Here is a 25,621-nt window from a genome sequence, read left to right as displayed (position 1 = left end):
TCAAATTTCGATAAATCCCCCAAAATAAGGTATAATTGAGGTTGGTTCTGTAACATAAAAAAGGAATATTTTGCCACCCTTAGCGCGGTGGTTTTTTGTTTGTTCAGAGCTTATGCCAACATTCCAAAAACAGTATAGAAATCCTCTGTGGAGGTTCCATTTTGGACGAGAACAATATCGGAACAGTGAACCATATTGACATTAACCAGGAGATGCGCAGCTCTTACCTGGATTACGCCATGAGCGTGATTGTGGCGCGCGCCTTACCCGATGCACGTGACGGCCTAAAGCCCGTTCATCGCCGCATTTTGTACGCCATGTGGGATATGGGCATTCGTGCTTCATCCCCGCACCGCAAGAGTGCCCGTATCGTGGGTGAAGTACTTGGTAAATATCATCCGCATAGCGATACGGCCGTATACGACGCCATGGTGCGTATGGCCCAATACTTCTCCATGCGCTACATGCTGGTTGATGGGCAGGGCAACTTCGGCAGCGTCGATGGCGACAGTGCTGCCGCCATGCGCTACACCGAAGCCCGACTAGCCCGCATTGCCCACGAACTACTCGAAGATATCGACAAAAACACGGTTGATTTCACCCCAAACTTTGATGATAGCCTCGTAGAGCCAGACTTGCTGCCAGCACGTTTGCCCAACCTGCTGCTAAATGGTGCAACCGGTATTGCTGTGGGCATGGCCACCAACATTCCACCGCACAACCTCACCGAACTGTGTGAGGCCATTGCCTTCCTCATTGAGCGGTACGACGACATTGACAACGTGACGCTAGATGAGCTGATGAACTTGGTAAAAGGACCAGACTTCTCGACAGGTGGTCTTATTATTGGCAACGAAGGTATTCGCAGTGCCTATGCCACCGGGCGTGGCCGCGTGGTTATGCGGGCCAAAGCAGAAATTGAACCGCTGCCGCGCAATCCCGATCGGCAGCGTATCAACATCACCGAGATTCCCTTCCAGGTGAACAAAGCGATGCTCATTGAGCGGATGGCAGAACTGGTGAACAAAGGTGTTATCACCGACATCAGCGACCTGCGGGACGAATCTGACAAGCGAGGCATCTCCATCATTGTGGAGCTAAAGCGCAACACCCAGCCGCTTAAAGTGCTGAATCAACTATACAAACATACCGCCCTACAAACCACCTTTGGCGTGCAGATGCTGGCGTTGGTAGACAAGCAACCACGCTTGCTCTCACTCAAGCGCGCCTTGCAGATTCATATTGAGCATCGCATTGAGGTCATTACCCGGCGCACCCAGTTTGACCTGGATAAAGCTCTGAAGCGACAGCACATTTTGGCTGGCTTGCTTATTGCCCTGGGGCATTTGGATGATGTGATTGAAACCATTCGTCGCTCGCCGGATGCCGATACAGCCCGGGCGCAGCTCATGGAGCGGTTTGGCTTGTCTGAAGCGCAGGCAACCGCCATTTTGGATATGCAACTGCGCCGTCTGGCTGCTCTGGAACGGCAGAAGATCGAAGATGAGCATCGGGACGTCACTGCCCACATTGAATATCTTGAAGGCATTCTGGCCGATAAAAAGAAGATTTTGGGTCTGATTCTTGAGGACATCAACGAAATCAAAGAAAAGTACGGCGATGAGCGAGCGTCTGAGATTTTGCCGGGGATGGATGCAGACATAAATATGGAAGATTTAATTCCAGACGAGGATGTGCTGATCTCCATTACCCGGCGCGGCTTCATTAAGCGTACCCCGGTAGCAGCTTACCGCAAGCAGGCGCGGGGCGGCAAGGGGCTTATTGGCATGGGCCGCCGCGACGAAGACCAGTTAGAGCATCTGTTTGCTGCTGGCTCGCTCAACACCATTTTGTTCTTCTCGGATCGGGGCAAGGTATATGCAGACAAGGCGTACAACATTCCAGAATTGGATCGCACGGCCAAGGGTACCTCGCTGATGAATGTGTTGCCATTGATGCCGGAGGAAAACATTACGGCCGCTTTGCCTGTGCATAGCTTTGAAGATGCAGAATACCTTACTATGATCACCCTCAAGGGGCGCATTAAGCGCGTAGAAGTAAATGTGTTTGAAAACGTGCGCCCCAGTGGTCTTATTGCCATTAATTTGGACGACGATGACCGTTTGAGCTGGGTGAAGCTAACGGCAGGTGAGCAAGACCTCATCATCGTGAGCGAGCAAGGTAAGGGGATTCGGTTCAGCGAAGAAGATGTGCGCCCGATGGGCCGCAACGCGGCAGGCGTCAATGCGATTCGGCTAGATAGCTGGGATCGTGTGGCCGGGGCTGATGTGGTGCTGCCAGATGACGATTTGCTGGTAATTACAGAAAAAGGATATGGTAAGCGAACCCCGTTGGCTGAGTACCGACAGCAAAATCGGTATGGTCAGGGTGTGCGGGCCATGGTGCTGGCGCCGGAGCGCACGGGCAAGATTGTTAGTGCGCGGGTGGTTGTGCCTGGCGATGAAGTAACCTGTATTTCTGCCAATGGCATCATTTTGCGTACCGCGACAGATGTGATTTCTCAGCAGGGACGCTCGACGCAGGGGGTGCGCGTGATGGAGCTGCGTGAAGGTGATACGATTGCTTCTGTTGCCGTCATTCGGGAGGGGCGTTTGTCGCAGGTGAATGGGGATGAAGAGGCAGAAGAGTTGGTGGAAAGCGAGGCAGCGACAGCGCAAAATGGTGCTGCCCCTAGCGTAACAGTTGGAGATGCTTCTGGTTAACGTTTTCCTGCTTGCGATTGATTTTGTGAAAGAGCATCGAATTTTCGGTGCTCTTTTTTTGATCTATGGGAAGGATGGGTGAGGTGGCGACGGCCGTTTCCCGCCTATTTCCTATGTTTTTCTCCAAATTGGCTCCTTATACTTCAACATGTATGTGCGATGGCTGGCCGCTGAAGCCAGTTGTACGTAATTAAAAATTGCAAGTCCCAACGCTGAACCTTCTCCCCTACACGGTTGCGGACTCATGGCAAAACGGCTTTCTGCATCAACTGACGCCAACTTGCTGCACAGGTAAAAACATGTCAACAGACAAACTAATGAAGCTTCTGGCACCCGTCATGAAGCTGGACAATTTGGGAATTCCCACAGGTCTTATACAAGACATTATTTTTCGCTTGCTTTTTAACGAAAGCGATGTGAGCATTGCCCGCTTTGCTGAAGTTTTGGGCATTCATCCCAGCTTGGTCGATGAGCTGCTGGCCCGCATGAAGCAAGAGCATTTGGTAGAGGTAAAACGGGCTGGCGGGCTGGGCAGCCTGAGCTTTATTTATGGGCTTACCGAGGCTGGCACCAAGCGGGCACGCGATGCGTTTGAACGAAGTCAGTACGTTGGGCGCGTTCCCATTTCATTGGAAAAATATACCGAAGCCATCTTGCTACAATCCAAGCGAGAGGCACGCATTACACCCACGCAAATGAAACAGGCTCTGGGCTTTTTGATCTTGCCAGAAAATTTTGATCGCCGACTGGGGCCAGCCGTTAATGCCGGCACCTCACTCTTTTTGTATGGTCCGCCAGGAAACGGCAAAACCACCATCGCCCAGGCCATTGCCAAACTGATTGGGCGTGATTCCCCCATCTGGCTGCCAGATGCCATCACTGTTGGTGGGCAAATCATCCGGGTGTTTGATCCGTTGGTGCATACGCCGATCGAGGAAAAGGAGATGATTGTGCATGCGGCCGATTTTGCGAACGGCCGTTCCGACAAATTAAAATTCGATCATCGTTGGCGGTTATTTGAGCGGCCTGCCGTGATGGTGGGGGGTGAATTAACAATGGATTCGCTAGACCTGCGCTACGAACCCATTGCCAAAGTATACGAAGCCCCCCTTCAGCTCAAAGCCAACGGCGGCATGTTCCTCATTGATGACTTTGGCCGTCAGCAAATTAGCCCGCAAGAGCTGCTCAACCGTTGGATTGTGCCCCTGGAGAGCGGCATTGATTTTCTGCGCCTGCAATCTGGGCAAAGCCTGGAAGTCCCTTTCCGGCAGCTCATTGTCTTCTCCACGAACCTGGACCCGATGCAGTTGGTTGATGGCGCGTTCTTGCGACGCATTCAGATGAAAGTGGAAGTAGGCGGCCCCAGCGAGAAACTTTTCTACCAAATCTTTGTAGAGTCTTGTAAATCGTTCAATGTTCCTTTCGACAAAAAGGCGTTTGTCCACCTGCTGCAAAAATGGTACCGTGCGCCAAACCGTGTCATGCAAGCTGTGCATCCTCGCGACATTGTGAAAACGGTCATCTCCATTTGCAATTACGACAACACGGCCCCGCGCCTGACGCCAGACTTGGTGGATGAAGCGTGTGAAAGTTACTTTGTCGATGGAAACATGGCGGCAACTTTAGCAGATCAGTAACCGGTATTCCGTAAACCGTATTTGCGGATTGACAGATACTTTCCGCGCAAAAAGGTAAATAAAAAGCCTCTCGTCAAAATGGCGAGAGGCTTTTTAAGTTAACCGTTTTCGCATGAATGCGATATTGGTTTAGGCAGCAAAGTAAACGACGCCCAATGCTTTGGGACCCACATGTGCCCCCACCACCGGACTCAGTTCAACAATATGCGTTTCTTCCGGGTTTAGGATTTGGCCCAGTTGGTCATGCAGCTTCTCAGCGTCAGCAGCGGCGGCGGCGTGGATTACGGCCGTTTTCACCCCAGATTTACCCGCCATTTCCTCCTGGGCCACGTTTAGCAGGTGGGCAATGGCCTTTTTCTTGGTCCGCACTGAGGCCAGCGGCTCAATTTTGCCATCTACCAGGTGCAGGATTGGCTTGATAGAGAGCATGGAGCCAATGAGGCGTTGGGCACCGCCAATGCGGCCCCCGCGATGCAAAAATTCCAGCGTGTCTACCACAAACAGCACCCGCATGTTGCTGACGATGGCACGGGCGGCTTCGGCTGCTTCTTTATAATCTGCACCATTTTCAATGGCACGGGCGGCGGCAAGAGCCATATAGCCCAAGCCCATTGCAGCAGATTGTGAATCTACAATCTCAATCGGATAATCTTCCATCATGCTGGCAGCCGCCTGGGCCGAAGCCTGCGTGCCGCTGAGCGATTTTGAGATGAGAATGGCCACGATAGATTCGGCCGTTTCTGCAACTTTGCTGAAAAATTCGTGGAACTCACCTGCCGAAGGTTGTGAGGTAGTGGGCATCTCTTTGGCTGTGGCCAGCCGACTATAAAAAGCATCTGGCTTAATATCTACATCATCCCGCAAGCTGCTGCCTTCCCAATTTAGAATCTGAGGAATAACGTGGATGTTGTATTGGGTAACCAGGGCCGGGGGTATGTATGCCGTGCTGTCTACAACCACGGCAACTCTTGCTTTGCTCATAAGTGGGTCTCCTCTATTTGCTCTTCCAAAAATTTCTCTCGTTTTACCACATTGTGCGGGATTGGGAAACGGCCGTTTCCCAATCCCGCACTAACTAATTGTAACCCTCTGTACACCAATCCGTTTTGCAAAAAATGAAAAACAGTATGGTAAAGCCAAATGTGTGCCCAACCGAATGCAAAAATCTTTTTGGCTTTTGCAATTTTAGGGTGATTGTAAAAAAATTGATACAATAATCTACCAACCCAGCTTTGTCTGGTAAGTCCAATAATTAGGAAGAGAGACACAAATGAATCGAGAATATCATCGTTGGTACAGCCCAGCGCTGGAACGAGACATGGAACTGCTGGTTTTTGGCCACGCCGGTGCTCGTGTGCTGGTGTTTCCCACCTCCAAAGGGCGTTTTTATGAGTGGGAAGACCGGGGCATGATGAACCTACTAGGCCATCACATTCACCAGGGCTGGCTACAGCTTTACTGCGTCGATAGCGTGGATGCTGAGAGTTGGTACGCTCACTGGAAGCATCCTGGGGCGCGCGCCTGGCGGCAGGTTCAGTATGAAAACTACTTGGTAAACGAAGTGCTGCCCCTATCCTGGCTCAAAAACCAGAACCCATTTTTGATTACCGTGGGAGCCAGCTTTGGAGCGTACCATGCGGTTAACCTGGCTCTGCGCCGTCCAGATTTGGTAAGCCGCACCATTGGTCTCAGCGGTATCTATGACATTAGCCGCTGGGCCAGTGGGCATAGCGATGGCCATATCTACGCCAATAATCCTTGTGCTTACATACCCAATGAGCATGACCATCATCGGCTGGAGCTGCTGCGGAAACTGGATATTATTCTAGTGGTTGGGCAAGATGATGGGCTGCGTGCCAACAATGAATTTCTTTCTGCGGCGCTATGGCAAAAAGATATTGGCAACGCGCTACGCATTTGGGATGGCTGGAGCCACGATTGGCCATATTGGGAGAAGATGCTGTTATCTTACATTGGTGGACATGATTAGAGAATGTGGCTGGTGGTTAGCGGCTAGTTTCAAAATAATGCCAACTAGCCACCAATCGCTAGCAAACTAAGACAAGGAGAAGGTCGCATGACAAAGAAGATTGGTTTGATGGTTGGGATGGAATGGTCGTGGCCACCAGCGTTTATTGAGGAGGTGAACGGCCGTAATCAAGACGTTACCGCCGAATATGTATCTATTGGTGGCACACAGATGAATGAGGCGTCTGAGTATGCCGTTATTGTAGACCGCATTTCGCATGAGGTGCCTTACTATCGCTCGTATCTTAAAAATGCGATGCTGCAAGGCACTTACGTTATCAACAATCCATTCATGTGGACGGCCGATGATAAATTTTTCGGTGCCTCGCTCATTACCAAACTTGGCCTGGCCAGCCCCAAAACGGCCGCTCTCCCCAACAAAGATTACATCCCAGGTATTGACCATAGTAAAAGCCTGCGCAATTTGGCATTCCCAATGCCATGGCAAGATTTAGTAGAGTACATTGGTGGCTTCCCCTGTGTGCTAAAAGATGCGCACGGCGGCGGCTGGAAAGAAGTGTATATCTGTCACGACATGGAAGAGCTGTACCGCAGTTACGACCAATCTGGCTTGCTGACAATGGTACTGCAAGAGTTCATCGAGTGGGAAGATTACATCCGCTGCATGGTGCTGGGGCAAGAGAAGGTGCTGGTCATGCGGTATGATCCCAACACCCGCCAATATAGCCATCCCGAAGGCTTGTCACAAGAAATGTACGACCGCATCGTGGCTGATTGCCAAACGCTGTGCCGCGCCTTTGGCTACGACATGAACACCTGTGAATTTGCCATCCGTGATGGCGTACCATATGCCATCGACTTCATGAATCCGGCACCAGACATGGATGTCAACTCGCTGGGGTATGAATTCCATCGCTGGTGTGTGGAAGGCATGGCTGATCTGTGCATTGGTCTGGCCCAGCAAGCAGGGGCGCAAGTGAGCAAGATGCGCTGGAGCGACTTGTTCTGAACGGGTGAAGGGGGGATTGGGGCGACGAGGTGACTGATTGACGGAGGAGAAAGTGGCATTGAAGGAAGCAATACGAACCTACCATGATTTATTGACCGATGAGCTGGCGGCAGAGTCGCAGGGGCAGCTAACAGAACAGATGCAGCAGCGAGGCCTGTTTTTCGGCAAACGGCCGTTGTGTACCGTATTGCGCCCTCGCTTTTTGACCCCGGAACAATATCTTTTCTTGCGTAAATCAATACGGCCGTTGCTGCGCGCCTTCGAGAAAATCTCAGAACTGGCGGTGCAGGATGCGGAGTTTTGTGCCCAGTTCGGCCTGTCAGATTGGGAAAAAGAGCTGATCAAACATGAGCCGAAGTACAGAGGGCACACGCCGCTCACTCGGCTTGATGCGTTTTACGTTACCGAGAATAGCGAGCTGAAATTTACGGAATACAATGCGGAAGTTCCTGCCGCTTCTGCCTACAACGACGTCCTAAACGAGGTGTTTTACGGTCTGCCGGTGATGGGTGAATATTTGCGCCATTATGCGGTACGGCCGTTGCCCACGCGCCACAGCGTCCTTCATGTGTTGCTAGATTCGTATCGGCAAGGCGGCGGCACTGGTCGCCCCCAAATTGGCATTCTGGATTGGCACGACGTGCCCACGCGCAGCGAATTCGAGCTGTTCACCCAATATTTTGGTTCGCAAGGCTTTAAAGCCAAGATTGTAGACCCGCGCAATGTGATGTATGAAAACGGCCGTCTGCACCATGAAGGGTTCGCGATTGATATTATTTACAAGCGCGTGCTCATTACCGAATTGATTGAGCGCGGCGGGATGGATCAGCCGGTGGTGCGGGCTGTGCGCGATGGCAATGTGACCATGGTAAATCCGTTTCGCTGCAAGCTGCTGTACAAAAAGATGAGCCTCTCTGTGCTCAGCGATGAGCGAAATGCCCACCTATTTAATAAAAAGGAAGCGGCCGTCATCCACAACCACATTCCCTGGACGCGCACCGTGGAGGAGCGCAAAACCACCTACGGCGGTCTGCCCATAGACCTGATTCCCTTTATGCATAAATACAAAGACCAGCTGGTGCTAAAGCCAAACGACGATTATGGTGGACACGGCATTGTGCTGGGCTGGCAAACCAACGCCAGCGGTTGGGAACAGGCAGTAGAGCAAGCCCTGGCAGAGCCGTACATCGTGCAGGAACGGGTGGTCATTCCTGAGGAGCCGTATCCGAGCATTATTGACGGCCGTTTGCAAATCTACAACCGCATGCTGGACACCGCCCCCTTCATCTTCCACGGCGACTACGTAGACGGTTGCCTCACTCGCCTTTCCACCGACCCGCTGCTCAACGTCTCCGCCGGGGGTGGCTCCACCGTGCCCACCTTCGTTGTTGAGAAAAGATAGTGGTTAGTGGCTGGTTTTGTGGAAATTCAGGTAAATTCGCTGCTAAAATAGTGAGATGATTGAAACCCCCGTTACCCGCGAACTCGACCAGAAGCAAATCCCCTATACTCTCTTCACCCACGATGGCCCGGTGCGCTCTTTGGAGCAAGCTGCTGCCGAGCGTAACCAGCAGCCAGAGCAGGTGGTGCGCAGCCTGCTTTTTCGCCTGGCAAAGGGTGAGTTCCTGATGGTGCTCGTCGCTGGGCCGCAGCAGATCGACTGGAAGCAGCTACGCCGCACGCTGGGGCTCTCTCGCCTGACGATGGCCAAGCCAGACGAGCTGCGGCGCGTGACCGGCTACGAAATTGGCGCGGTGGCACCCTTTGGCCTGCCAATGCCTTTGCATATTCTTGTTGATCAATCGGTGCTTAACCAAACGGAGATTTCGCTGGGGTCTGGGGTAAGAGGAACGGCCGTCCTCATGAGAACGGCCGATCTGCTCACAGCGTTGGGAGACGCTGTTGAAACTGTTTCGCTTTAATCAAGCGAGTCAGTTTATTCGGTTGCCATTATGATATGGCTGCACGGCTCGCCGCAGTCGGAAACGGCCGTAAAAATGTCATCAATCGCTGGTTCAACCGTTTTAATGAGACGGCCGTCTACCAACGTCAGCGTCACGTCCAGGCTGTGAGTTTGGAAGATTTCAACCACGTCGCCACTATTCAGGATGGATACGGCCGTTTCCCAATCCACAACTTCTTCAGCTGCTGCTGCTTCACTTGCTACAAAAATCAGCAGCCCGCCTTCGTAATGCAACCTTAGCTGCTCTTCGGCCAACGTGTAGCTGGTAACTTGCCCCAATGCTGCCAGATAATCAGCTTCTTGCTGGGAGATGCCGTCATCTACACAAGCCATCAGCGTACTGCCAATCAGCCCCACCGCGAGGCTACCATCTTCACCAACCGTGACCTCTGCAAAATAGCTGTTGCAGCCAGCCGAACCGTTGATTTGTTCGCCATCAAAGTTGAGCGTGAGTTCCGTGTCTGGCAAGACGGCCGTTTGGTTGTCATTAGGCCCAAAGGATAGTAACACCCAACTGCTCCCAATCAGCTCATTAACTTCTGGTAGCTGGGTGGGGACGGCCGTTTTGCTTACAATCTCCACCAAAGCCACCTCAAGCGAGGAACCATCCGCTGGCGGATTTTCGATTTCGGTTTCCGTAACGCGCAGTTCATATTCAAAGCCGGGTTCAAACGTAAACCCAACAATCTGGTCATAGAACAGCGTCCATTCACCATCCAGGCTGTCTTTCACCTGCATACATTGTTGTGGAGCAACGCCTACGCAATCTACCAATTCGGAGCCCACAAACAAAGTTTTGGCATTTTCCGCGGCCTCATCATTTGCTTCTTCAGGTGTACCAGCGGTAAACAATAAAATGCCATCTTCATATTGCAGCGTCAATTGATCATCTTCCAAAGTAAAAGAATTTACGGTTCCCAGAGCTGCCAGATAGGCATTTTCTTGCTGCATGATGGCTTCCGGACAGGCCATTCGGGTAGAGCCAATAGCACCAAAATTAAGTGCGTTATCTGACTGCGTGGCCTCGCCAAAGTAGTTATTGCAGCCAGCCGAGCCATTCGCGCCGCCGTCGGCAAAGTTCAGGGTGATGGATGTGTTGGGCAGTACGGCCGTTTCCTCACCTTCTGGGCCAAACTTGTCTAACACCCAATCCGTATTGTCCAGGCTTGGCGTGGCATCGAGATCGGGTTCAAGATCGCCCCCGGAACCTGCGGGGCTACAGGCAATGATTGTGAATAAAATCAGCAAACTCAAAGTGAACATTTTTGCAAACTTGATATGAAACTTCATTTCTAAATTTCTCCTCGAAACAAATTTTTTAGTTTATGTGGCTTGTGAATCATTTCTCAAGCCTTCCACAACATAAACGCCAAACTTGTTGCACAAGTTCCATCCAGTTTGCAGGCAACAAAAAAGACACCCGGTTGGGTGCCTTTTCTTAACTTCAAAACTGTGCTTAAAACTTTAGACGGCCGTTACGTTAGCAGCTGCCGGGCCTTTGGGGCCAGCTTCAATGCTAAACTCGACGCGTTGACCTTCGTACAAAGTTCTACGGCCGGAACCATTAATTGCTGAATAATGAACGAATACATCATCGCCATCATCTACAGCAATAAAGCCAAAGCCTTTTGAATCGTTGAACCATTTGACAGTTCCGGTTGTTATATCTGACATCGAAAAAAATCTCCTTGTGGTTCTATGTAAACGGCCGTTTTGTAACCACATCTATTTTTCTAAATTTGGCCGTTCACCGTGCGATTTTGCCATAAAAAAAGCGCTTCCCGACTTTTTGAGTCCGGGTAACGCTTATGAATTCCAGGACAATCTCGCGAAATCTACCCCAGAAGCGTACACGATTCTCAATTTCTCGTCAATAAAATTTTTATTTTTGCTCCTGAGCTTCAAATTGCCCTACCTTTTTTCGGGCACACAGCATGGATATTGAGCAATTTGTTCAATATTTACAAAAAGGGTTGACAAAATTCAGGCAAATGTGGTAATGTATAGACGTATATACAACTGTACGAGTTATTCAAATACCTCCTAAGTGACACATATGATCAATACCACAGGCCTACCGCGCTACATTCAAGCTAGAAATGCACTTAATGCCCAAATTCAGGCGGGCGAATTGCAACCGGGCAACAAACTGCCATCAGAAGATCAACTGGCCGTCCAGTTTGGCGTCAGCCGTATGACCATTCGCAAGAGTCTTGATGATTTAATTGCAATGGGCCTAATCTACCGTCGGCATGGCGTCGGCACGTTTGTCAGCCAATCAACTGTGCAACGTGATCATACAAAGCTGACAGATTTCTTTGAGAGCTGTCGCCGTAGCGGCCGTACACCAGAAGCGCGCTTGCTGAAAAAGGAAATTATTGCTGCAGATGAAGAAATGGCAGAAGCACTTGGTTTACGAGTGGGAGATTTATTAATTCGTTTGGCTACCTTGCGGCTGGTGGACGGCACGCCAATTACGTACCACGATGCTTATTTACCGGTGCAACTGTTCCCCAGTTTAGTTGAAGCAGATGAAGCCTCTTTGCATTTAGAATCTCAGCATGTTTGGCAAATGATTGAAAAAATGGGCTTTCCGGTGGCGAATGTGGTCGAGAGACTTGAGGCCCAGATTGCAGACGCGCATATTTCTTCTGTTCTTGCCTTGTCAGAGGGGAACCCCATCCTGTACGGTGAGCGCGTGCTTTATTCAGATGATGGAACCCCACTAAAATATGCAGATTGCTACAATCGGGGCGACCGATTTTCGTTGACAATCGTTTTAGAACGTTAAGTTGCTTTTTGAAGATGAGGAAGAGGGTTAACGGCCGTTACCTGTACCTACCATAATTATTTACACAAGAGAATTTTGATTTCTGTTCAATAGAAAAGCCAGACATTTCTGTCTGGCTCGGGATTGAGAAAACGTACCTGCCAGCCATTTTGCGGCAACAAAATGGTTGACATTCAAAAGCGAGCCTCTTCAGGTTATCGCGAATGGTGCGCTTGCTCTTTCAAATTATACCCACCTTGAGGGCTTGCATCAATGGAAGGAGGCACAGCGACAATTTACCGCAACATAATTTGAATTCGAGAGATTAATGAAAACGAACCTTCTTTAAGAAGAAATAGGAGAAATTAAGATGGATTTGGTAAGTATTTTCATTGCATTTGCAGGTGGGATTTTTGGTGCAGCAATTGGCGCACTGCAGGCTTTTGTCATTTTGGGTTTCCTCATTCTCGTCGGCGTTGCTGCTCAGGCAACGGGGGCTGACCTAATGAGCATTCCCTTAGGTACAGCCTTTGGCCCGCATGTTGGTGGTTTTGCTGCCGGGGTAGCTGCCGCTGCTTACGCAAGCAGAAAAGGCAAAATTGAAAGTGGGCGCGATATTGTTTCTGCCCTGATGGGCACAAACAGCCCAGATGTCCTTTTGATTGGTGGTATTTTCAGTGTAGGTGCCTACATTTTGAATTGGGCATTCAATCTCGTTCCGTTTGCTTGGACAGATACCGTCGCACTGTCAGTTGTTGTATCTGCTATTGTGGCTCGCCTTTTGTGGGGGAATGGTGTTTTTGGTCAGGTAAAAGCTGGGCAAGCGCGTTATGCCCCAGGGCCAGACACTCAATGGTTACCCTGGCAAAGCACTGTTGCGCAACGTTTGATGATTGGCTTGGGTGCTGGGGTACTGTCGGCTCATATCGCCCTCCTAATTGGGGCAGAAAATGGTGGTGTTGTGATGGGATTCGCCATTTCAGCAATTAGTTTGTCACTTTTGGGCCTGGGCGTGCAGGTGCCAGTTACGCATCACATTACGCTGGTGGCCGCAGTGGCCGCTACTGCCAGCGGCAGCTTGATTTGGGGTGCCGTCTTTGGCATGGGTGCTGGCATTGTTGGCGAATATATGGCAAATACATTCTTGGTTCATGGTGATACCCACATCGACCCTCCTGCCTGCACCATTGTTGTATTAACCAGCCTTTCGATACTCTTGCAGGCGGTTGGGGTGTACGGGGCCTTTAGTGAAACGATTGCTATTGTTATTTTGGTCGTCTTGGTACTTTATGGAGCCTTTGCCATGATGCGGCAATCCAGTGTCGGCGTCGTAGAGCAAGCTTCAGCTTAGGCAACATACGAACTTACCTACTATAAAGAGTGAATTAAATTAGGAGTTTACTCATGACAGAGAAATATATCTTGGTTATTGATGAGGGGACCACCGGTACACGCGCTTTAATTATTGACCGAGAAAGCCAGGTTAAAGCCCAGGCTTACACAGAATTTGAACAACATCATCCCGCTCCAGACCGCGTGGAACATGATGCAATGGAAATCTGGGAAAAGTCCGTGGAGATGATTAAGCAGGCTTTGGCAGAAGGTGGCGTTGCCCCAACTGATCTAGCGGCAGTGGGCATCACCAACCAACGAGCGACGACGGTTGCCTGGGACAAAGCGACGGGCCAACCTGTGACGCGCGCTATCGTGTGGCAAGACACGCGTACGGCCGATTTTGTGGAAGAGATTCGTGATGAGTGGGCAGAGAAGGTTTACGGCCGTACCGGCTGGGCACTTGCTCCTGTTTACTCATCACTCAGCTTGCACTGGATGATGAACAATGTGCCTGGATTCAAAACCCGCGCCGAAGCAGGCGAAATCGCCTTCGGTACGATTGACTCCTGGCTCATTTACAAGCTCACCGGTGGCCAGACACATGCCATTGGTGCATCCAACGCATCTGTAACCGGGTCTTATGACCTGATAAATGATGAATGGTACAGTGAATGGCTCGACTTCTTGGGCTTGCCAATGAGCCTGTTCCCCACCGTTTGCCCTGACTCTTGCGAGTTTGGCGTGACTGACCCAGACATCTTTGGTGTAGCCGTGCCGATTACAGGAGCTATTGCCGACCAGCACGCGGCATTGTTTGCCCAAGGCTGTGTTGAACCTGGCAACGTTAAAGTAACGCACGGCACCGGCACCTTCTTGGACATGAACATTGGACCAGAAGCCAAAATCTCCCAAAACGGTTTGACGACATTGATTGCTTGGCGCATGAATGGCGAAACGACGTATGGGCTGGAAGGGTATGCGGCCGTTACTGGCTCTGCCGTGCAGTGGCTGCGTGATGGCGCGGAAATGATTGCCAATTCGGCTGAATCGGAAGCGGTAGCAACCAGCGTGCCGGATAACGGTGGCGTTTACTTTGTGCCTGCTTTGGCTGGTTTGTCTGCACCTTATTGGGATTCCTACGCACGCGGCCTGATTATTGGCATTACGCGCGGCACCAAGCGGGCGCATCTGGTACGCGCCACGCTGGAAGGCATTGTGTATTCGATGAAGGATTTCATTGAGACAATGCGCAAAGATTCTGGCGTAAATATCCAAACCATTAACGCAGATGGTGGCGCATCGCAAAATGATTTCCTGATGCAGTTCCAGGCAGATATGCTGGATGTAGAGGTTGTACGGCCGTCTGTGGCAGAAGCGACCAGCTTGGGTGCAGCTTATATGGCTGGGTTGGCCGTTGGCTACTGGCGCAGTCCAGAAGCGTGCTTTGCTGGCCAATCTGTAGACAAGGTTTTCAAACCGAAGATGACCCAGGACGAACGAGAGAAGCTCTATGCTGAGTGGACGAAAGCAGTTCAACGCAGCATGGCGTGGGCCAAATAGCCTGAATGAGATTGGCAGTAACGGCCGTAACTAGACGGCCGTTACTGCTTAAAAGGAGCCTGGCCATGAGACGTACAACATTGGCTGAGTTTACTGAACAAACTTATGATATTTTGATTATTGGAGGGGGCATTACAGGAGCAGCAGCGTTGCGTGATGCAGCCTTGCGCGGCTTAAAAGTGGCGCTCATTGAAAAGAATGATTTTGCCTGGGGAACCAGCAGTCGCTCAACAAAGTTGTTGCATGGTGGGTTGCGTTATTTAGAACGTTTTGAGTTCAAGATGGTGCGGGAAGCGTGCCGAGAACGGGAGTTGATGTTGCAGCTAGCCCCACATCTGGCACATCCACGGCCGTTTCTTTACTTGCAGTATCAAGGGTATCCAGAGGGGATGCTCAAATTGCGCGCTGGTTTAACCATTTACGATCTGTTTTCCGGCAACCCCGGCGAACGTCGGCATAAAATGTTGAACCGTGACAAATTGCTGGCCATCGAACCCCATCTAAATCCAGATGGCTTAAAAGGCTGTGGTTACTACTTCGACTTTCTAACGGATGATGCACGGCTGACGATTGAAACGATGAAGGGGGGCTGTGAAGCAGGTGCTCACGTGGCAAACTATATGGAAGCGGTTGGATTTGTGATGGAAAACGGCCGTGTTGCGGGCGCACAGGTTCACGACCATATTACCAACCAGACGGGTGAAATCCGAGCGCGGCAACTGATTAATTGTGGCGGGCCGTGGGTAGACAAGGTGCGCTTCATGGAAGACGGGGTGCAGGGCAAACGTCTGCGCCCCACTAAGGGAGTCCACATCGTGTTGAGCAAAAAGGATTTTCCGCTCAACCACGCCGTATTCCTCCGTTCCCCCAGCGATAATCGGGTCGTTTGGCCTATCCCCGCATTGGATAGTGACCTGGTTTACGTGGGCACGACTGATACCGATTATGATGGTCCGCTCGACAACGTGGTTGCGACTGAAGAAGATATTGATTATTTATTGGAAGTGGCCAACCATACCATCCCTGGACGCAATTTGGGCCGGGAGCATATCATTGGCACCTGGGCTGGCTTGCGCCCGCTCATTTCGCCGGAAGATGCCCGCAACGCCAGTGCCGTCTCTCGGGAGCATGAAATATTCACCAGCCCCAACGGATTGCTCACCATCGGTGGCGGTAAGCTAACGACGGCTCGCGTCATGGGGCAGCAGGTGGTAGATAAAGCGGTTGAATTGCTAAGTAGCTTGTTTAGCATGACGGGCATTCACCCGAGCAACAGCCAGCATGTGCCAGTCAGTGGTGGCAGTCAGCAGCAGATGGCGGAAGCCCAGCAAAAACTGGCTGAATTGCGTTTGGAAACGGCCGTTCAAAAACGTCTGGTGGCACTTTACGGTGGCAACGCCTTAAAAATTGCCGCTATGATTGAAACTGATCCCGAAGCAGCTGCCAGCATGGGTGGACACAACATCATTGCGGCTGAGGTGCAGTATGCTGTGAAGGAAGAGATGGCACAAACCATCACAGACTTCTTCACGCGCCGCGCCTCCTTGTTTTACTGGTTGCGGGATGGTGGCCTGGGCATTGCGGACGCAGTTGGCGCAGAAATGGGTCGGCTGCTTGACTGGGATGCGATGACACAAATGGAGCAAAATAATAATTATCGTGATTGGGTAGCTGAGAATCGTTTTGAACCAGCTTTGCAACATGGATAGGAGCTAAAAATGGATAAGCAACTGACGAACTTAAAAGAATATGTAGAAAGCGCGTTTTCCAACGGGCATGAACCTGTCGATTTAAGTTGGATCGAAGAATTAAAAAGCGTTATTGGCGAAGATGCCGTCCTGGTTGATGAGGAAACAATTGACCTGCACAGCTATGATGCGTGGCCAGTGGCGGCAAAGTGGAAAAATCAAGGGAAACGGCCGTTTGCCCCTGATGTTGTTGTCAAAGCCCACAGCACCGAACAGGTTAGTAAATTACTAAAATGGGCCAACGAGAAAAACATCCCCGTCACCCCGTGGGGTGGAGGCTCCAGCGTTACCGGGCAAGGCCTGCCCTCGAAAGGTGGCATTGTGCTAGACACCATGAGCATGAACCGCATCATTGCCCTCTCCGATGAATCACTGGTTGTCAAAGTACAGGCGGGTAAATATGGACATCGGTTAGAAGAAGCATTAAATGCGCGCGGGTTTACCCTCAACCATTCCCCCCAATCACTGGATCGGTCCACAGTGGGTGGCTGGGTGGCAACGCGCGCAATGGGTCAGTTTTCATCCCGCTACGGTGGCATTGAAGATTTGGTTGTCTGTTTCACTGTTGTGTTACCTACAGGCGAAGTGGTCGAAACAATGAACGTTCCCCGTGCGGCCGTAGGCCCAGACTTACGGCACATCTTTATGGGTGCCGAAGGCACGATGGGCGTCATTACAGATGTGACACTCAAGATTTTCCCCCTTGCAGAATACAGGCTATTTGAGGCTGTAACCTTTGACAGCGTAGAAGCCGGTGTCACCGTCATGCGGCAAATAATGCGGCTGGGGCTTAAGCCGTTTTTGGTGCGCTTTTACGACTTTGTAGAGGCACGCCACGCCATGCAAGACAAAACCTTTGATAAATGCGTTATGTTCCTGGGCTTTGAAGGTGTGCAGACTGTTGCCCTGGCCGAGTATGGTGCCGTTATGGATTTATGTGTTGCAGAGGGTGGCGAAAAGATTGGCCCGTCTGCAGTTGAAGCATGGATGCGCCGACGGTTTGACTTCTCTACGGTGGAAAATTTATTGGCGGAAACGGGTGGTTTGGCCGAAACGATTGAAATTGCCCACTTCTGGGATGGTATTTTAGAAACGTATTACGAACTTAAAGAAGCATTAGCCCCGTACGCAGCCGAAGTGCTAGGACATTTCTCACACGTTTATCCACAAGGCACCTCACTGTATGTTATCTTGTTGGGCCAAGATGTGGATGATGCTTCGGCAGAAGCCAATCTTTTGGAAGTTTGGGATGTGGCGATGCATATCTGTGTGAAGAACGGTGCAGCCATTTCTCATCATCATGGCTCTGGTTTAGCCCGGCTACCTTACGTGACTGACGCATTAGGCAGCAGCATGCCTGTCCTGAAAAAGATCAAAACTGCACTTGATCCGAAAGGAATCATGAATCCCGAGAAACTTGGTTTGTAACCGTTTTTATCTTCTTAATGTGCTTCGGTATCAGGTTGTTCAAATATTGCCTGATACCGAAGTTTTTAAGATCAAATGTAATGACTCGCTTGGAAATTTGCTAAATTTGGCCAATATGTCCTCAGGCTGCCCCACTTACAGAATTGTGAGAAGATACAGCTTCTTTGTAATCAACAGGCAGGGAGGCGCGAAATGAAAGTAACAGTTTGCCAAATCGATTCAAGAGAGGGCGTACTTGATCAATATCTTGCTTTGCTTGCCAGCCATATAAAAGCAGAGGGCAGCAATTTTGTGCTTCTGCCAGAAATGGGCTTTTCTGAATGGCTTGCAGCCGACAAAACCCCGGATGCCATCCGTTGGGAAAAAGCGGCGGACAACCATACCCGCTACATCGACAATCTTAATAGGCTGGGGGTAAGTACAGTTGTGGGTACCCGTCCCATCATCAAACCTAGCGGCAGCCGCCGAAACGAAGCATACATCTGGACTAAAGCGAGCAATAAGGCCATCGGTTTCCATGAAAAATATTATTTACCGGATGAAGAAGGATATTGGGAACACAGTTGGTACGATCGTGGGCCAAAATCGTTTGATACGGTTCGTTTTGGTGACGTGCGAATCGGTGTACAAATTTGTACCGAAATGTGGTTCTTTGAGTGGGCACGCCATTATGCCGCAGCCAAAGTAGATATTTTATGCGTCCCTCGCGCCACACCACACGCAACCAACGACAAATGGCTCGCAGGGGGTCGCGCTTCGGCCGTTTGTGCCGGAGCTTACAACCTCTCCTCAAACCTCTGGTATCCCAAAGGGAGCAAAGCAGATTGCGGCGGTTTGTCGTGGATTATCGATCCGGACGGCACGGTACTGGCCACAACAAACGCAGAAACCCCCTTCGCCACTGTAGAAATTGACCTCACTTTTGCCCAAACAAGCAAAAGGACCTATCCACGATATGTCCCAGAATAACGCAAACACCACGGCACCTAGCCGCATGGCAGAAGCAGCCGCCGCAGCCCGTGCGATGCACCAATGCCATGAACAAGCCGCCATTTTTGAAGATCGCTTACGCCAACACCCATGTTGATCCGCGAGATCAGCCAGCAACCGAATTTCCGACTTACGGCCGATTTCCGTCGCGTGGATTGCACATCTACAATTAAAATGATGCAGTTGTTAAGCAGATTAGAATCCTATCAACCCTTTTCCCCACCTAGCCCATACGAGGTACAGCTAACCCCAATGAATTAACAGTGTAATCCGGGAAAATGGCGGGTAGCAAGGGGTTGTTGAGCCGCTTTTGGATGATTTCGCCCAGCACGTCGCGGTAGTCGGTGGTGACGGCGAGGTCGCCGGGGCCAACGAGCTGCTCATCGTGCAGGCCGGGCCATCGGGCAAAGACTTGACCGCCGTTGATGCCGCCGCCCAGCACCATCATCATGTTGCCGTGGCCGTGGTCGGTGCCCAGGCCACCATTTTCCTGCGCCCGCCGCCCAAATTCGGACATGACCACGACAGTTACGCTGCCCATCTGTGCCTGTAAATCTTCGTAAAACGCCATCAGGCCGTCAGAAAGCTCTTGCAGGATGCCTGCCATTGTGCCCACGGTGCCGCCTTGAGCCACGTGTGTGTCCCAGCCGCCGACGTCTATGCAGGCGACTTCTACGCCTACATCGGCCTTGATGAGCTGGGCGACCATGCGCATTGCCTGGCCGAACTCATTTTCTTGGTAAGGACGGCCGTTCCCCACGTACCCTTCCGTATCAATCTTGCTAAGAACCTCGATGGAGGCGAACGTTTGCCGCGCCGCCGCCGTGAGCATATCTTCATTTTGACTGTACAGCGTTTGCAGCAAGTTGGTCATCTGCCCTAGTTGCTCTGGCCTGCCCCCCAGATGGTAGTCGGCAATAGATTGCAGGGCAGTGGATGAGACAGCCCCGGTAAGCGACGCAGGCAGCATGTCGCCAATGCCCACGGCGCGGAGCGCGGAGCTGTTGCCGCTGTCCAGCGTAGCCAGATGGCGTGCCAGCCAGCCCGTGTAGTCGCCGTTTTCCGTGGCGCCACGCTCCATCAAATCCATCGCTTCAAAGTGGGAGCGGGATTCATCTGGGGAGCCAGTGGCGTGGATGAAGGTCATATCTCCTGCGGCGTAAATCTCTTGCAGGGAACCAAGCGCGGGGTGCAGGCCAAAAAAGCCATCGAGATCAACGGTACGGCCGTCGCTGGCACCATTATCATCTGGCCGGGGAATGCCGATGAGGGGGCGGTGACTGTAATAGTCGTCGTCGCCGTGCGGCACGACCATGTTTAGGCCATCGGCTCCGCCACGTAAAAAGACGCAAACCAGCGTGTCGCCCGCTGGCCCTACATGCGGGTCTGCCAGGCTGATGCGCGGCATCCAGGTGGGCAGCGCCACCAGCTTGTTGCCAAACATTAGCGCGGCGGCAGACTGTACGCCTCGGCTCATAAAGGTTCGGCGGCTAACCGTTTCATACTCTTGGCAATGGGTCATTGTTTGTTTGCTCATTTTTTACGCTCCTTCAAAAATAAATTTGCCACAGAGGCCACAGAGAAAAGAAAGAGGGAAATCTGTGGACTCCTTAACGTTACGAATCTGATTCTGCACAGGTTGGCTGAAGTTCGACAGCCATGTTGGGGATGGGCTGACCAGCGGCATCGCTCACGGGCAGCCGAACGGCCGTTTCCGGGTTATAAAAGCCCACCAAAAGCTGATAATCGGCTAGATTGGCACAGGTGAAATCGCCTACCAGCCAATGAGTGTCGGGAACAATAATGTCTGTCGCCCACCAGGATGTAGGGAAATTGCCATTGCGCGGTAGGCCATCTCCCTGAACAGCCAGTTCGCCATTTTCATCAACCAAATGGACAAATACCGTCCAATCTGCGGCTGGCTCAGCCAGGGATTCCCAAAAGAGGGTCAGTTTCAGGCCGACCTCATTTGTAGCTGGTTCGATGGTGTATCCGTTGAGCCGAATTTGCTCATTGAAGTTGTATTCAGTAGCTATGGCTGGGGTAGCCACGGCCGTTTCCTGCAAAAATCCAGCTTCCTGAGCATAGATTGGCACGGGGCCAATTCGCAATAGTGCCTCTGACAACGGCCGTTCCTGCCAAACAATGGGCAAACGGCTCTGGCTAGCTTCATCCAGCAGCACCAGATCAAACCAGTATAAACTGGGAGCTGGCGTATCTGTCGTTAGGGCAATTTGGTACGTTTGCCGGATGGTTTCCACTGCTTGCCAAAAAGGTGCTGGGTAGCGCGACGAGCCTAAAAGCTGGGAAGCAGCGGCAACCTGTGCCTCTGGGTTTAGGGGGGCAACCTGGACAACTGCCTCGATTTGGTTGGGGGCAGCCGAAGGGGCTGCAAGTTGCCACATCAATGTCAGTTCGACCGTATCGCCAGCTTGCATGGTGGGCGGACTGAGCGTGTAACCTAGCAGGTGGAATTGGCTGCCAAAGATGGCATTCAGCGGCACAAACTCGCCTGTTTCAGTGGCGGCCAGTGTGACGGGTGCAAAGGCAGGTTGCAGGTAGCGTGTGGGTGAGGCAATTGCCAGCACGGCTAAAGGCACAGCAATCCCCAACTGTCCCACAGCCGCTGGCCAGCGCAGCCGCGCTAGCCACTGTTGCCAGCCCAGCACCAGCAGGCAGCTTGTGGGCACAATGGCCGGGAAGAGAAGACGGCCGTAAGGCGCGGCCGTGCGCCACAGCCAAACCAGCAACAGACCGCCATTTAGCAGCACAGGCAGCCACAGCAATTGGTGACGTTTGCGTGACGGCCGTTTCCACAACCAGCCCGTTATCCCCAAGCCTGTTAGCCCCATAAAATACGCGTACCAAACTGGTTCCACAAAAATTGTGGCCCAGCCAAAGGCAGCCCAATAACTTTTGAACGCACCCCAGTTTTGCGCCAGCGTAAACTGCAAATGTTCAGCCATGTTGCCGATTGGTGGAAGCGCATTATGGCTTTCCAATGCCAGCGGATCGCCATAGGTGATGCTGTTATATAGATACCACCAGCCGCCAACGGCCGTAATCACCAACGCCCCCGCGCCCAATACAGTCAGCAGCCGCCCAGGTGCCCATTGCTGCCGCTGAGCTTTGTGGAGCATCACCAACAAGGCAGGCGGCAGTAGGATGAAGCCAGTTTGCTTGGTGAGGATGGCGCAGCCCAGCAGCAAGGCCAGCAGCCATTCCCGCCAGCCAATTTTGGCGTACCCTGGCTGTAGCAGCAGGCTGCCCATTAGCACAAAGCTCCAACTGCTTACCGCAATCAGCAGCGGATCATTGGTAACGCCATTGCTTACATAAAGAAACGTCGGGTTAAACAGAATGAGGGAAACGGCCGTTGCCTGCCAACGCCAACTGTTAGGCCAAAGCTGCTGCGCCAATGCCCAGCCTCCCAATACGGTTAAGCTACCTAACAGAAGCGAAAACAGGCGAACGCGCCGCATCGAGACAGCCCAGCTTGCCAGATTCGGCGGTGTTTGGGCGGCCGTATGCACGTACATATTTTTATTGTCTGCACCAGCCCCTAAATTGATGCCAATGCCCCGTTCAAAGTTGGGGTTTGGCACAACCGACCGGGCAAATTCGGCCGTTTCGGCCGGGTCAATGAGCCAGGAGGCCAACCAGTAGTAAAGTGGCGGTGCATAATAAAACGGCACGTCGTCAGAAACGGTGGGGGCTGGCCCCGTGCGCGTTTCAATGGGGCGGGGCGGCAGGCTGCCATTTTGGGCGATGTAATTGGCAACAGCAAAGTGGCTTGGCTCATCCGGCGTCTCTAGCAAAGGCGTTTGCTGCTGATAGGCACCGCCGATGAGTATAAAAACCAAGATGGTTGTGGCTGGCACCAAAATGCCGGTATGACGAGACAACGCACGCAACAAACGACTAAACATGACTCCCTTTTTTGCTAGCAATAACTGATTTCCATTGTCTGTGAGGCTGACGCAAAGGACATACCCTGCCGCGCCTGAAACAGCTGGCAAGGGGATAATGAACCAATCAGGTACTTTGACGTTCTTATTGGCTGCGGTGTGTTTTACGGAGCCCAGAAAACTGGGGTGGCTTGGCGGACTGGCGTTGACTTTAGTATAAAAGTTCCTGCCGCTTTGCCGAACGGCCGTCTTAAACTTCAGAGGGGAGCGCATGAGCCTTCTCATTTAAATCTTAGGTCCACTGAAATTCAGGGCTGGCTAGCATGAGGGCGACGCAATCGCGCAGCCGCAGCCGCCCTTCCCGGTTGTTGCTGGGCTGGCTGCCTACGTAGTCGGTGAACAGTGCCAGTTCGTTTGGTTGCAGGGAACGGCCGTATACCAATCCCCCAAACAGTTGCAGCATGTCAACGGCCGTTTCTGCCCCGCCCGCCGCCACAATATCTTCCAGCGGCACGGTGGCTCCCGGAATCTCGTTGTGCAGCAGTGCCAGGGCAAAGTTCCAGCGGGGCAGCAGATTGGCCGTCCACGCCGACGAGATGTCAGGATATCCATCCGGCGGGGGCCAGTGGAACAGCGGTTGCCCCATCATTTGCATCCAGTCAGCGATGGCGCGCCCTCGTCTCAGGCCGAAATCCACATGCAGGGTGCGCAGCACGGAGACCATGTAGGTGTGCGGCCGTTTCAGCTTGGCAGGGGCAGTTGCAAATTGCTCACTCAGGAAGATCGCACGCAGCATCGGCTTGATTTCACCGCCGCTTTGCAGGAATGTATCCGCCACCTGGTTCACCAACTCGGCGGGTGGCTCGTCGGCCACAAAACGGCGCACTAGCTTGGTGGCCAAAAAGTTGGCCGTGGACGGGTGCAACGCCAGCAAATCGAGCAGCTCTTCCACTTCCGCCTCGCCTCGTCCAGCAGGGAAAGTTTTGCCCAGCACCACCTTTTCGCCAAAGTCATGAATCGCTTCATCAAAGATGAATTGCCCACGCAAACGGCCGCGTCGTGCCACCGTCCAACCAGTCAACATCCGGGCGACCTCCTGCACATCTTGTTGGCTGTAGCCACCGTTCACACCCAGCGTGTGCAGTTCCAGCAGTTCGCGGGCGTAATTTTCGTTGGGGTGGCTCTTTTCGTTGTGGATATTGTCCAGGTAGAGCAGCATAGCGGGGCTTTTGGCCGAGGCTGCCAGTAAATCGCGGAAGTTGCCCAGGGCAAACGGCCGTATCACGTCCCGGTCATCCACAATTTTGGCCAGAGGCATCACCTGCTCTTTGCGTAGGTAAATGTTGAAATGATCCGACCAAAACTCAACCATCGCTTCATAAAGCTGCCGCTTGGAGTAGATGGCACGCATAAAAGTGGACCCAATTAACTCGATGGTGGCATCTTTCGGCTCTTGCTCCACCAGCACGCTGGCATCCATCTCGTACAATGTTTGGTGTCGGGCAATGAGATCGCCTGCTAAATCGGCGATGCCATCGGGATTGAGCTGCGCTTCCAAATAATCTGCTAATCCAAGCTGATTGACGCGCGCAACTTCGCCGGGCCTGGGGCCGTACCCGGCTCTGTTCAGCAACCGCCGTGCCGGATCGATGGCCAAGGTAGGCAGCGCGGTTGCGGCTTGGGTGAGGGGTGCCGTGCCGGGAACGGCCGTTGGCACCTCCAACGTTTCTGGCAGCTCATTTTGTGAGAGTTGCCTGCCCACTGCACTGCATCCGGCGGTTCCGGCCGCAACGGCCGTTAAGCCACCAAGTCGTAAGAAATCGCGCCTGGTTAGTCTCATGTCAGATTCCTTCGCCAATTAGTAATCAGTTCACCGATTACTGATTACTGTTGACTCGCCACAACTACTTGCTCGCTCACCGACGGTCGCGGCAGCCAACCAAGCAGGCCGAAAACGGCCGCACCTATCACCGTAATGCCCACAACGGGCGCAAACAAAAACCAGCCCACGATGGGAAACAGGCAAGCCAGCTCATACATTACTGCGCCGCGCAGCAAACTCAATGCCTCAGAACTGGAACTTACCAACACCTGAACTCGTTTGGCCAGCAGCCGAGACATGCCCGCTGCGCCCAACGTGCCCAGCCCCATGCCCACAAAAGCAGCCAAAAAGGCACTTCCTTGCCCAAGGCCGGGGATGTTGGCAGTAATGGCGATCCAGAGAAGGAAAGCGGCTGTTACCGGCACGCCCAGCACAAAACTTTTACCTGGCGTTTTTTCCAGGCGCGTTTCGATGCGCTGAGTAATTTTGGGCATCAGCAAATTTAGGGCCAGCAGCAGCGCAGGCAAACAGATCAGAATACCAAGCAGGGTATAAACAACGATATACACGTCAACCATGAGAATGTCTCCTTAGGTTTGGTGGCTAGTTGCTGGTAGCTGGTTGATAGCTTTTTGAACTTGCCACTGTCCGTTACTGGTTATAGATACCGGAGAGATTCCTGAAAGTTGCAATGCGTTTGTAAATTGTTTGTAAAGTGGGGAAAGGCTATCCAACAATA

General features: G+C 52.1%; 20 protein-coding genes. 13 read left to right on the top strand and 7 right to left on the bottom strand.

Annotated elements, in window-relative coordinates:
- The first annotated feature begins 161 nt into the window (after nt 1-161).
- Both gyrA and ACOQPU_RS15690 read left to right on the top strand, forming a co-directional pair.
- The gene (gene gyrA, locus ACOQPU_RS15695; RefSeq protein ID WP_420640777.1) at nt 162-2,723 is read left to right on the top strand and encodes a DNA gyrase subunit A; all 2,562 of its coding nucleotides are present in this window, start codon (nt 162-164) and stop codon (nt 2,721-2,723) included.
- A gap of 299 nt (nt 2,724-3,022) precedes the next feature.
- Nucleotides 3,023-4,360 carry an AAA family ATPase gene (locus tag ACOQPU_RS15690; protein ID WP_420640776.1) on the top strand — a complete coding sequence of 446 codons (1,338 nt, stop codon included), beginning with the start codon at nt 3,023-3,025 and terminating at the stop codon, nt 4,358-4,360.
- Nucleotides 4,361-4,489: 129 nt separating this feature from the next.
- On the opposite strand, the gene ACOQPU_RS15685 is transcribed toward ACOQPU_RS15690, so the two are convergent.
- Entirely contained in the window at nt 4,490-5,341 is an 852-nt protein-coding gene (locus tag ACOQPU_RS15685) for a DegV family protein (RefSeq protein WP_420640775.1), read from the bottom strand.
- Nucleotides 5,342-5,630: 289 nt separating this feature from the next.
- Between ACOQPU_RS15685 and ACOQPU_RS15680 the strand changes: the two genes are divergently transcribed.
- The 4 genes from ACOQPU_RS15680 (at nt 5,631) to ACOQPU_RS15665 (ending at nt 9,280) form a co-directional block, all read left to right on the top strand.
- Nucleotides 5,631-6,350, top strand: a complete 720-nt coding sequence (locus ACOQPU_RS15680; protein ID WP_420640774.1) for an esterase family protein — start codon at nt 5,631-5,633, stop codon at nt 6,348-6,350.
- An 87-nt stretch (nt 6,351-6,437) separates the two neighbouring features.
- Nucleotides 6,438-7,358 carry an ATP-grasp domain-containing protein gene (locus ACOQPU_RS15675; RefSeq protein ID WP_420640773.1) on the top strand — a complete coding sequence of 307 codons (921 nt, stop codon included), beginning with the start codon at nt 6,438-6,440 and terminating at the stop codon, nt 7,356-7,358.
- A 58-nt stretch (nt 7,359-7,416) separates the two neighbouring features.
- On the top strand, nt 7,417-8,760 hold the full coding sequence (locus ACOQPU_RS15670) for a hypothetical protein (RefSeq protein WP_420640772.1): 1,344 nt from the start codon (nt 7,417-7,419) through the stop codon (nt 8,758-8,760).
- Between the two features lie 55 nt (nt 8,761-8,815).
- Entirely contained in the window at nt 8,816-9,280 is a 465-nt protein-coding gene (locus ACOQPU_RS15665; RefSeq protein ID WP_420640771.1) for an aminoacyl-tRNA deacylase, read from the top strand.
- 14 nt (nt 9,281-9,294) lie between these two features.
- Here ACOQPU_RS15665 and ACOQPU_RS15660 read toward each other — a convergent pair whose 3' ends face one another.
- Both ACOQPU_RS15660 and ACOQPU_RS15655 read right to left on the bottom strand, forming a co-directional pair.
- On the bottom strand, nt 9,295-10,611 hold the full coding sequence (locus ACOQPU_RS15660) for an META domain-containing protein (RefSeq protein ID WP_420640770.1): 1,317 nt from the start codon (nt 10,609-10,611) through the stop codon (nt 9,295-9,297).
- 174 nt (nt 10,612-10,785) lie between these two features.
- Nucleotides 10,786-10,995: a cold-shock protein gene (locus ACOQPU_RS15655; protein WP_420640769.1), complete on the bottom strand. Its 210-nt coding sequence runs from the start codon at nt 10,993-10,995 to the stop codon at nt 10,786-10,788.
- Between the two features lie 382 nt (nt 10,996-11,377).
- On the opposite strand from ACOQPU_RS15655, the gene ACOQPU_RS15650 reads away from it, so the two are divergent.
- From ACOQPU_RS15650 to ACOQPU_RS15620, 7 genes are all read left to right on the top strand, one after another.
- Nucleotides 11,378-12,112: a GntR family transcriptional regulator gene (locus ACOQPU_RS15650; RefSeq protein WP_420645848.1), complete on the top strand. Its 735-nt coding sequence runs from the start codon at nt 11,378-11,380 to the stop codon at nt 12,110-12,112.
- Nucleotides 12,113-12,461: 349 nt separating this feature from the next.
- Nucleotides 12,462-13,442, top strand: coding sequence for a permease (locus ACOQPU_RS15645; protein WP_420640768.1), 981 nt, complete (start codon nt 12,462-12,464; stop codon nt 13,440-13,442).
- A 53-nt stretch (nt 13,443-13,495) separates the two neighbouring features.
- A complete protein-coding gene (locus tag ACOQPU_RS15640; RefSeq protein WP_420640767.1) occupies nt 13,496-14,986 on the top strand; it encodes an FGGY family carbohydrate kinase in 1,491 nt (496 codons plus the stop codon).
- A 65-nt stretch (nt 14,987-15,051) separates the two neighbouring features.
- Entirely contained in the window at nt 15,052-16,695 is a 1,644-nt protein-coding gene (locus ACOQPU_RS15635) for a glycerol-3-phosphate dehydrogenase/oxidase (RefSeq protein ID WP_420640766.1), read from the top strand.
- A gap of 9 nt (nt 16,696-16,704) precedes the next feature.
- The gene (locus tag ACOQPU_RS15630) at nt 16,705-18,162 is read left to right on the top strand and encodes an FAD-binding oxidoreductase (RefSeq protein WP_420640765.1); all 1,458 of its coding nucleotides are present in this window, start codon (nt 16,705-16,707) and stop codon (nt 18,160-18,162) included.
- A gap of 192 nt (nt 18,163-18,354) precedes the next feature.
- Nucleotides 18,355-19,131, top strand: a complete 777-nt coding sequence (locus tag ACOQPU_RS15625) for a carbon-nitrogen hydrolase family protein (RefSeq protein ID WP_420640764.1) — start codon at nt 18,355-18,357, stop codon at nt 19,129-19,131.
- A complete protein-coding gene (locus tag ACOQPU_RS15620) occupies nt 19,118-19,249 on the top strand; it encodes a hypothetical protein (protein WP_420640763.1) in 132 nt (43 codons plus the stop codon). The genes ACOQPU_RS15625 and ACOQPU_RS15620 overlap by 14 nt, the downstream gene beginning before the upstream one ends.
- Before the next feature lie 126 nt (nt 19,250-19,375).
- Here the strand turns inward: ACOQPU_RS15620 and ACOQPU_RS15615 are convergent, their stop codons facing one another.
- From ACOQPU_RS15615 to ACOQPU_RS15600, 4 genes are all read right to left on the bottom strand, one after another.
- Nucleotides 19,376-20,689, bottom strand: a complete 1,314-nt coding sequence (locus ACOQPU_RS15615; RefSeq protein ID WP_420640762.1) for a DUF1501 domain-containing protein — start codon at nt 20,687-20,689, stop codon at nt 19,376-19,378.
- A 79-nt stretch (nt 20,690-20,768) separates the two neighbouring features.
- Nucleotides 20,769-23,081, bottom strand: coding sequence for an ArnT family glycosyltransferase (locus ACOQPU_RS15610; RefSeq protein ID WP_420640761.1), 2,313 nt, complete (start codon nt 23,079-23,081; stop codon nt 20,769-20,771).
- A gap of 271 nt (nt 23,082-23,352) precedes the next feature.
- Nucleotides 23,353-24,900: a DUF1800 family protein gene (locus tag ACOQPU_RS15605; RefSeq protein WP_420640760.1), complete on the bottom strand. Its 1,548-nt coding sequence runs from the start codon at nt 24,898-24,900 to the stop codon at nt 23,353-23,355.
- Between the two features lie 44 nt (nt 24,901-24,944).
- Nucleotides 24,945-25,460: a hypothetical protein gene (locus tag ACOQPU_RS15600; protein ID WP_420640759.1), complete on the bottom strand. Its 516-nt coding sequence runs from the start codon at nt 25,458-25,460 to the stop codon at nt 24,945-24,947.
- Nucleotides 25,461-25,621 lie beyond the last annotated feature (161 nt).

The organism is Candidatus Leptofilum sp. (genome assembly GCF_965223285.1).
GTDB lineage: Bacteria > Chloroflexota > Anaerolineae > Promineifilales > Promineifilaceae > Leptofilum.
Note: the sequence above shows the minus strand (reverse complement) of the source record. Positions and strands in the feature narration are given on the sequence as shown.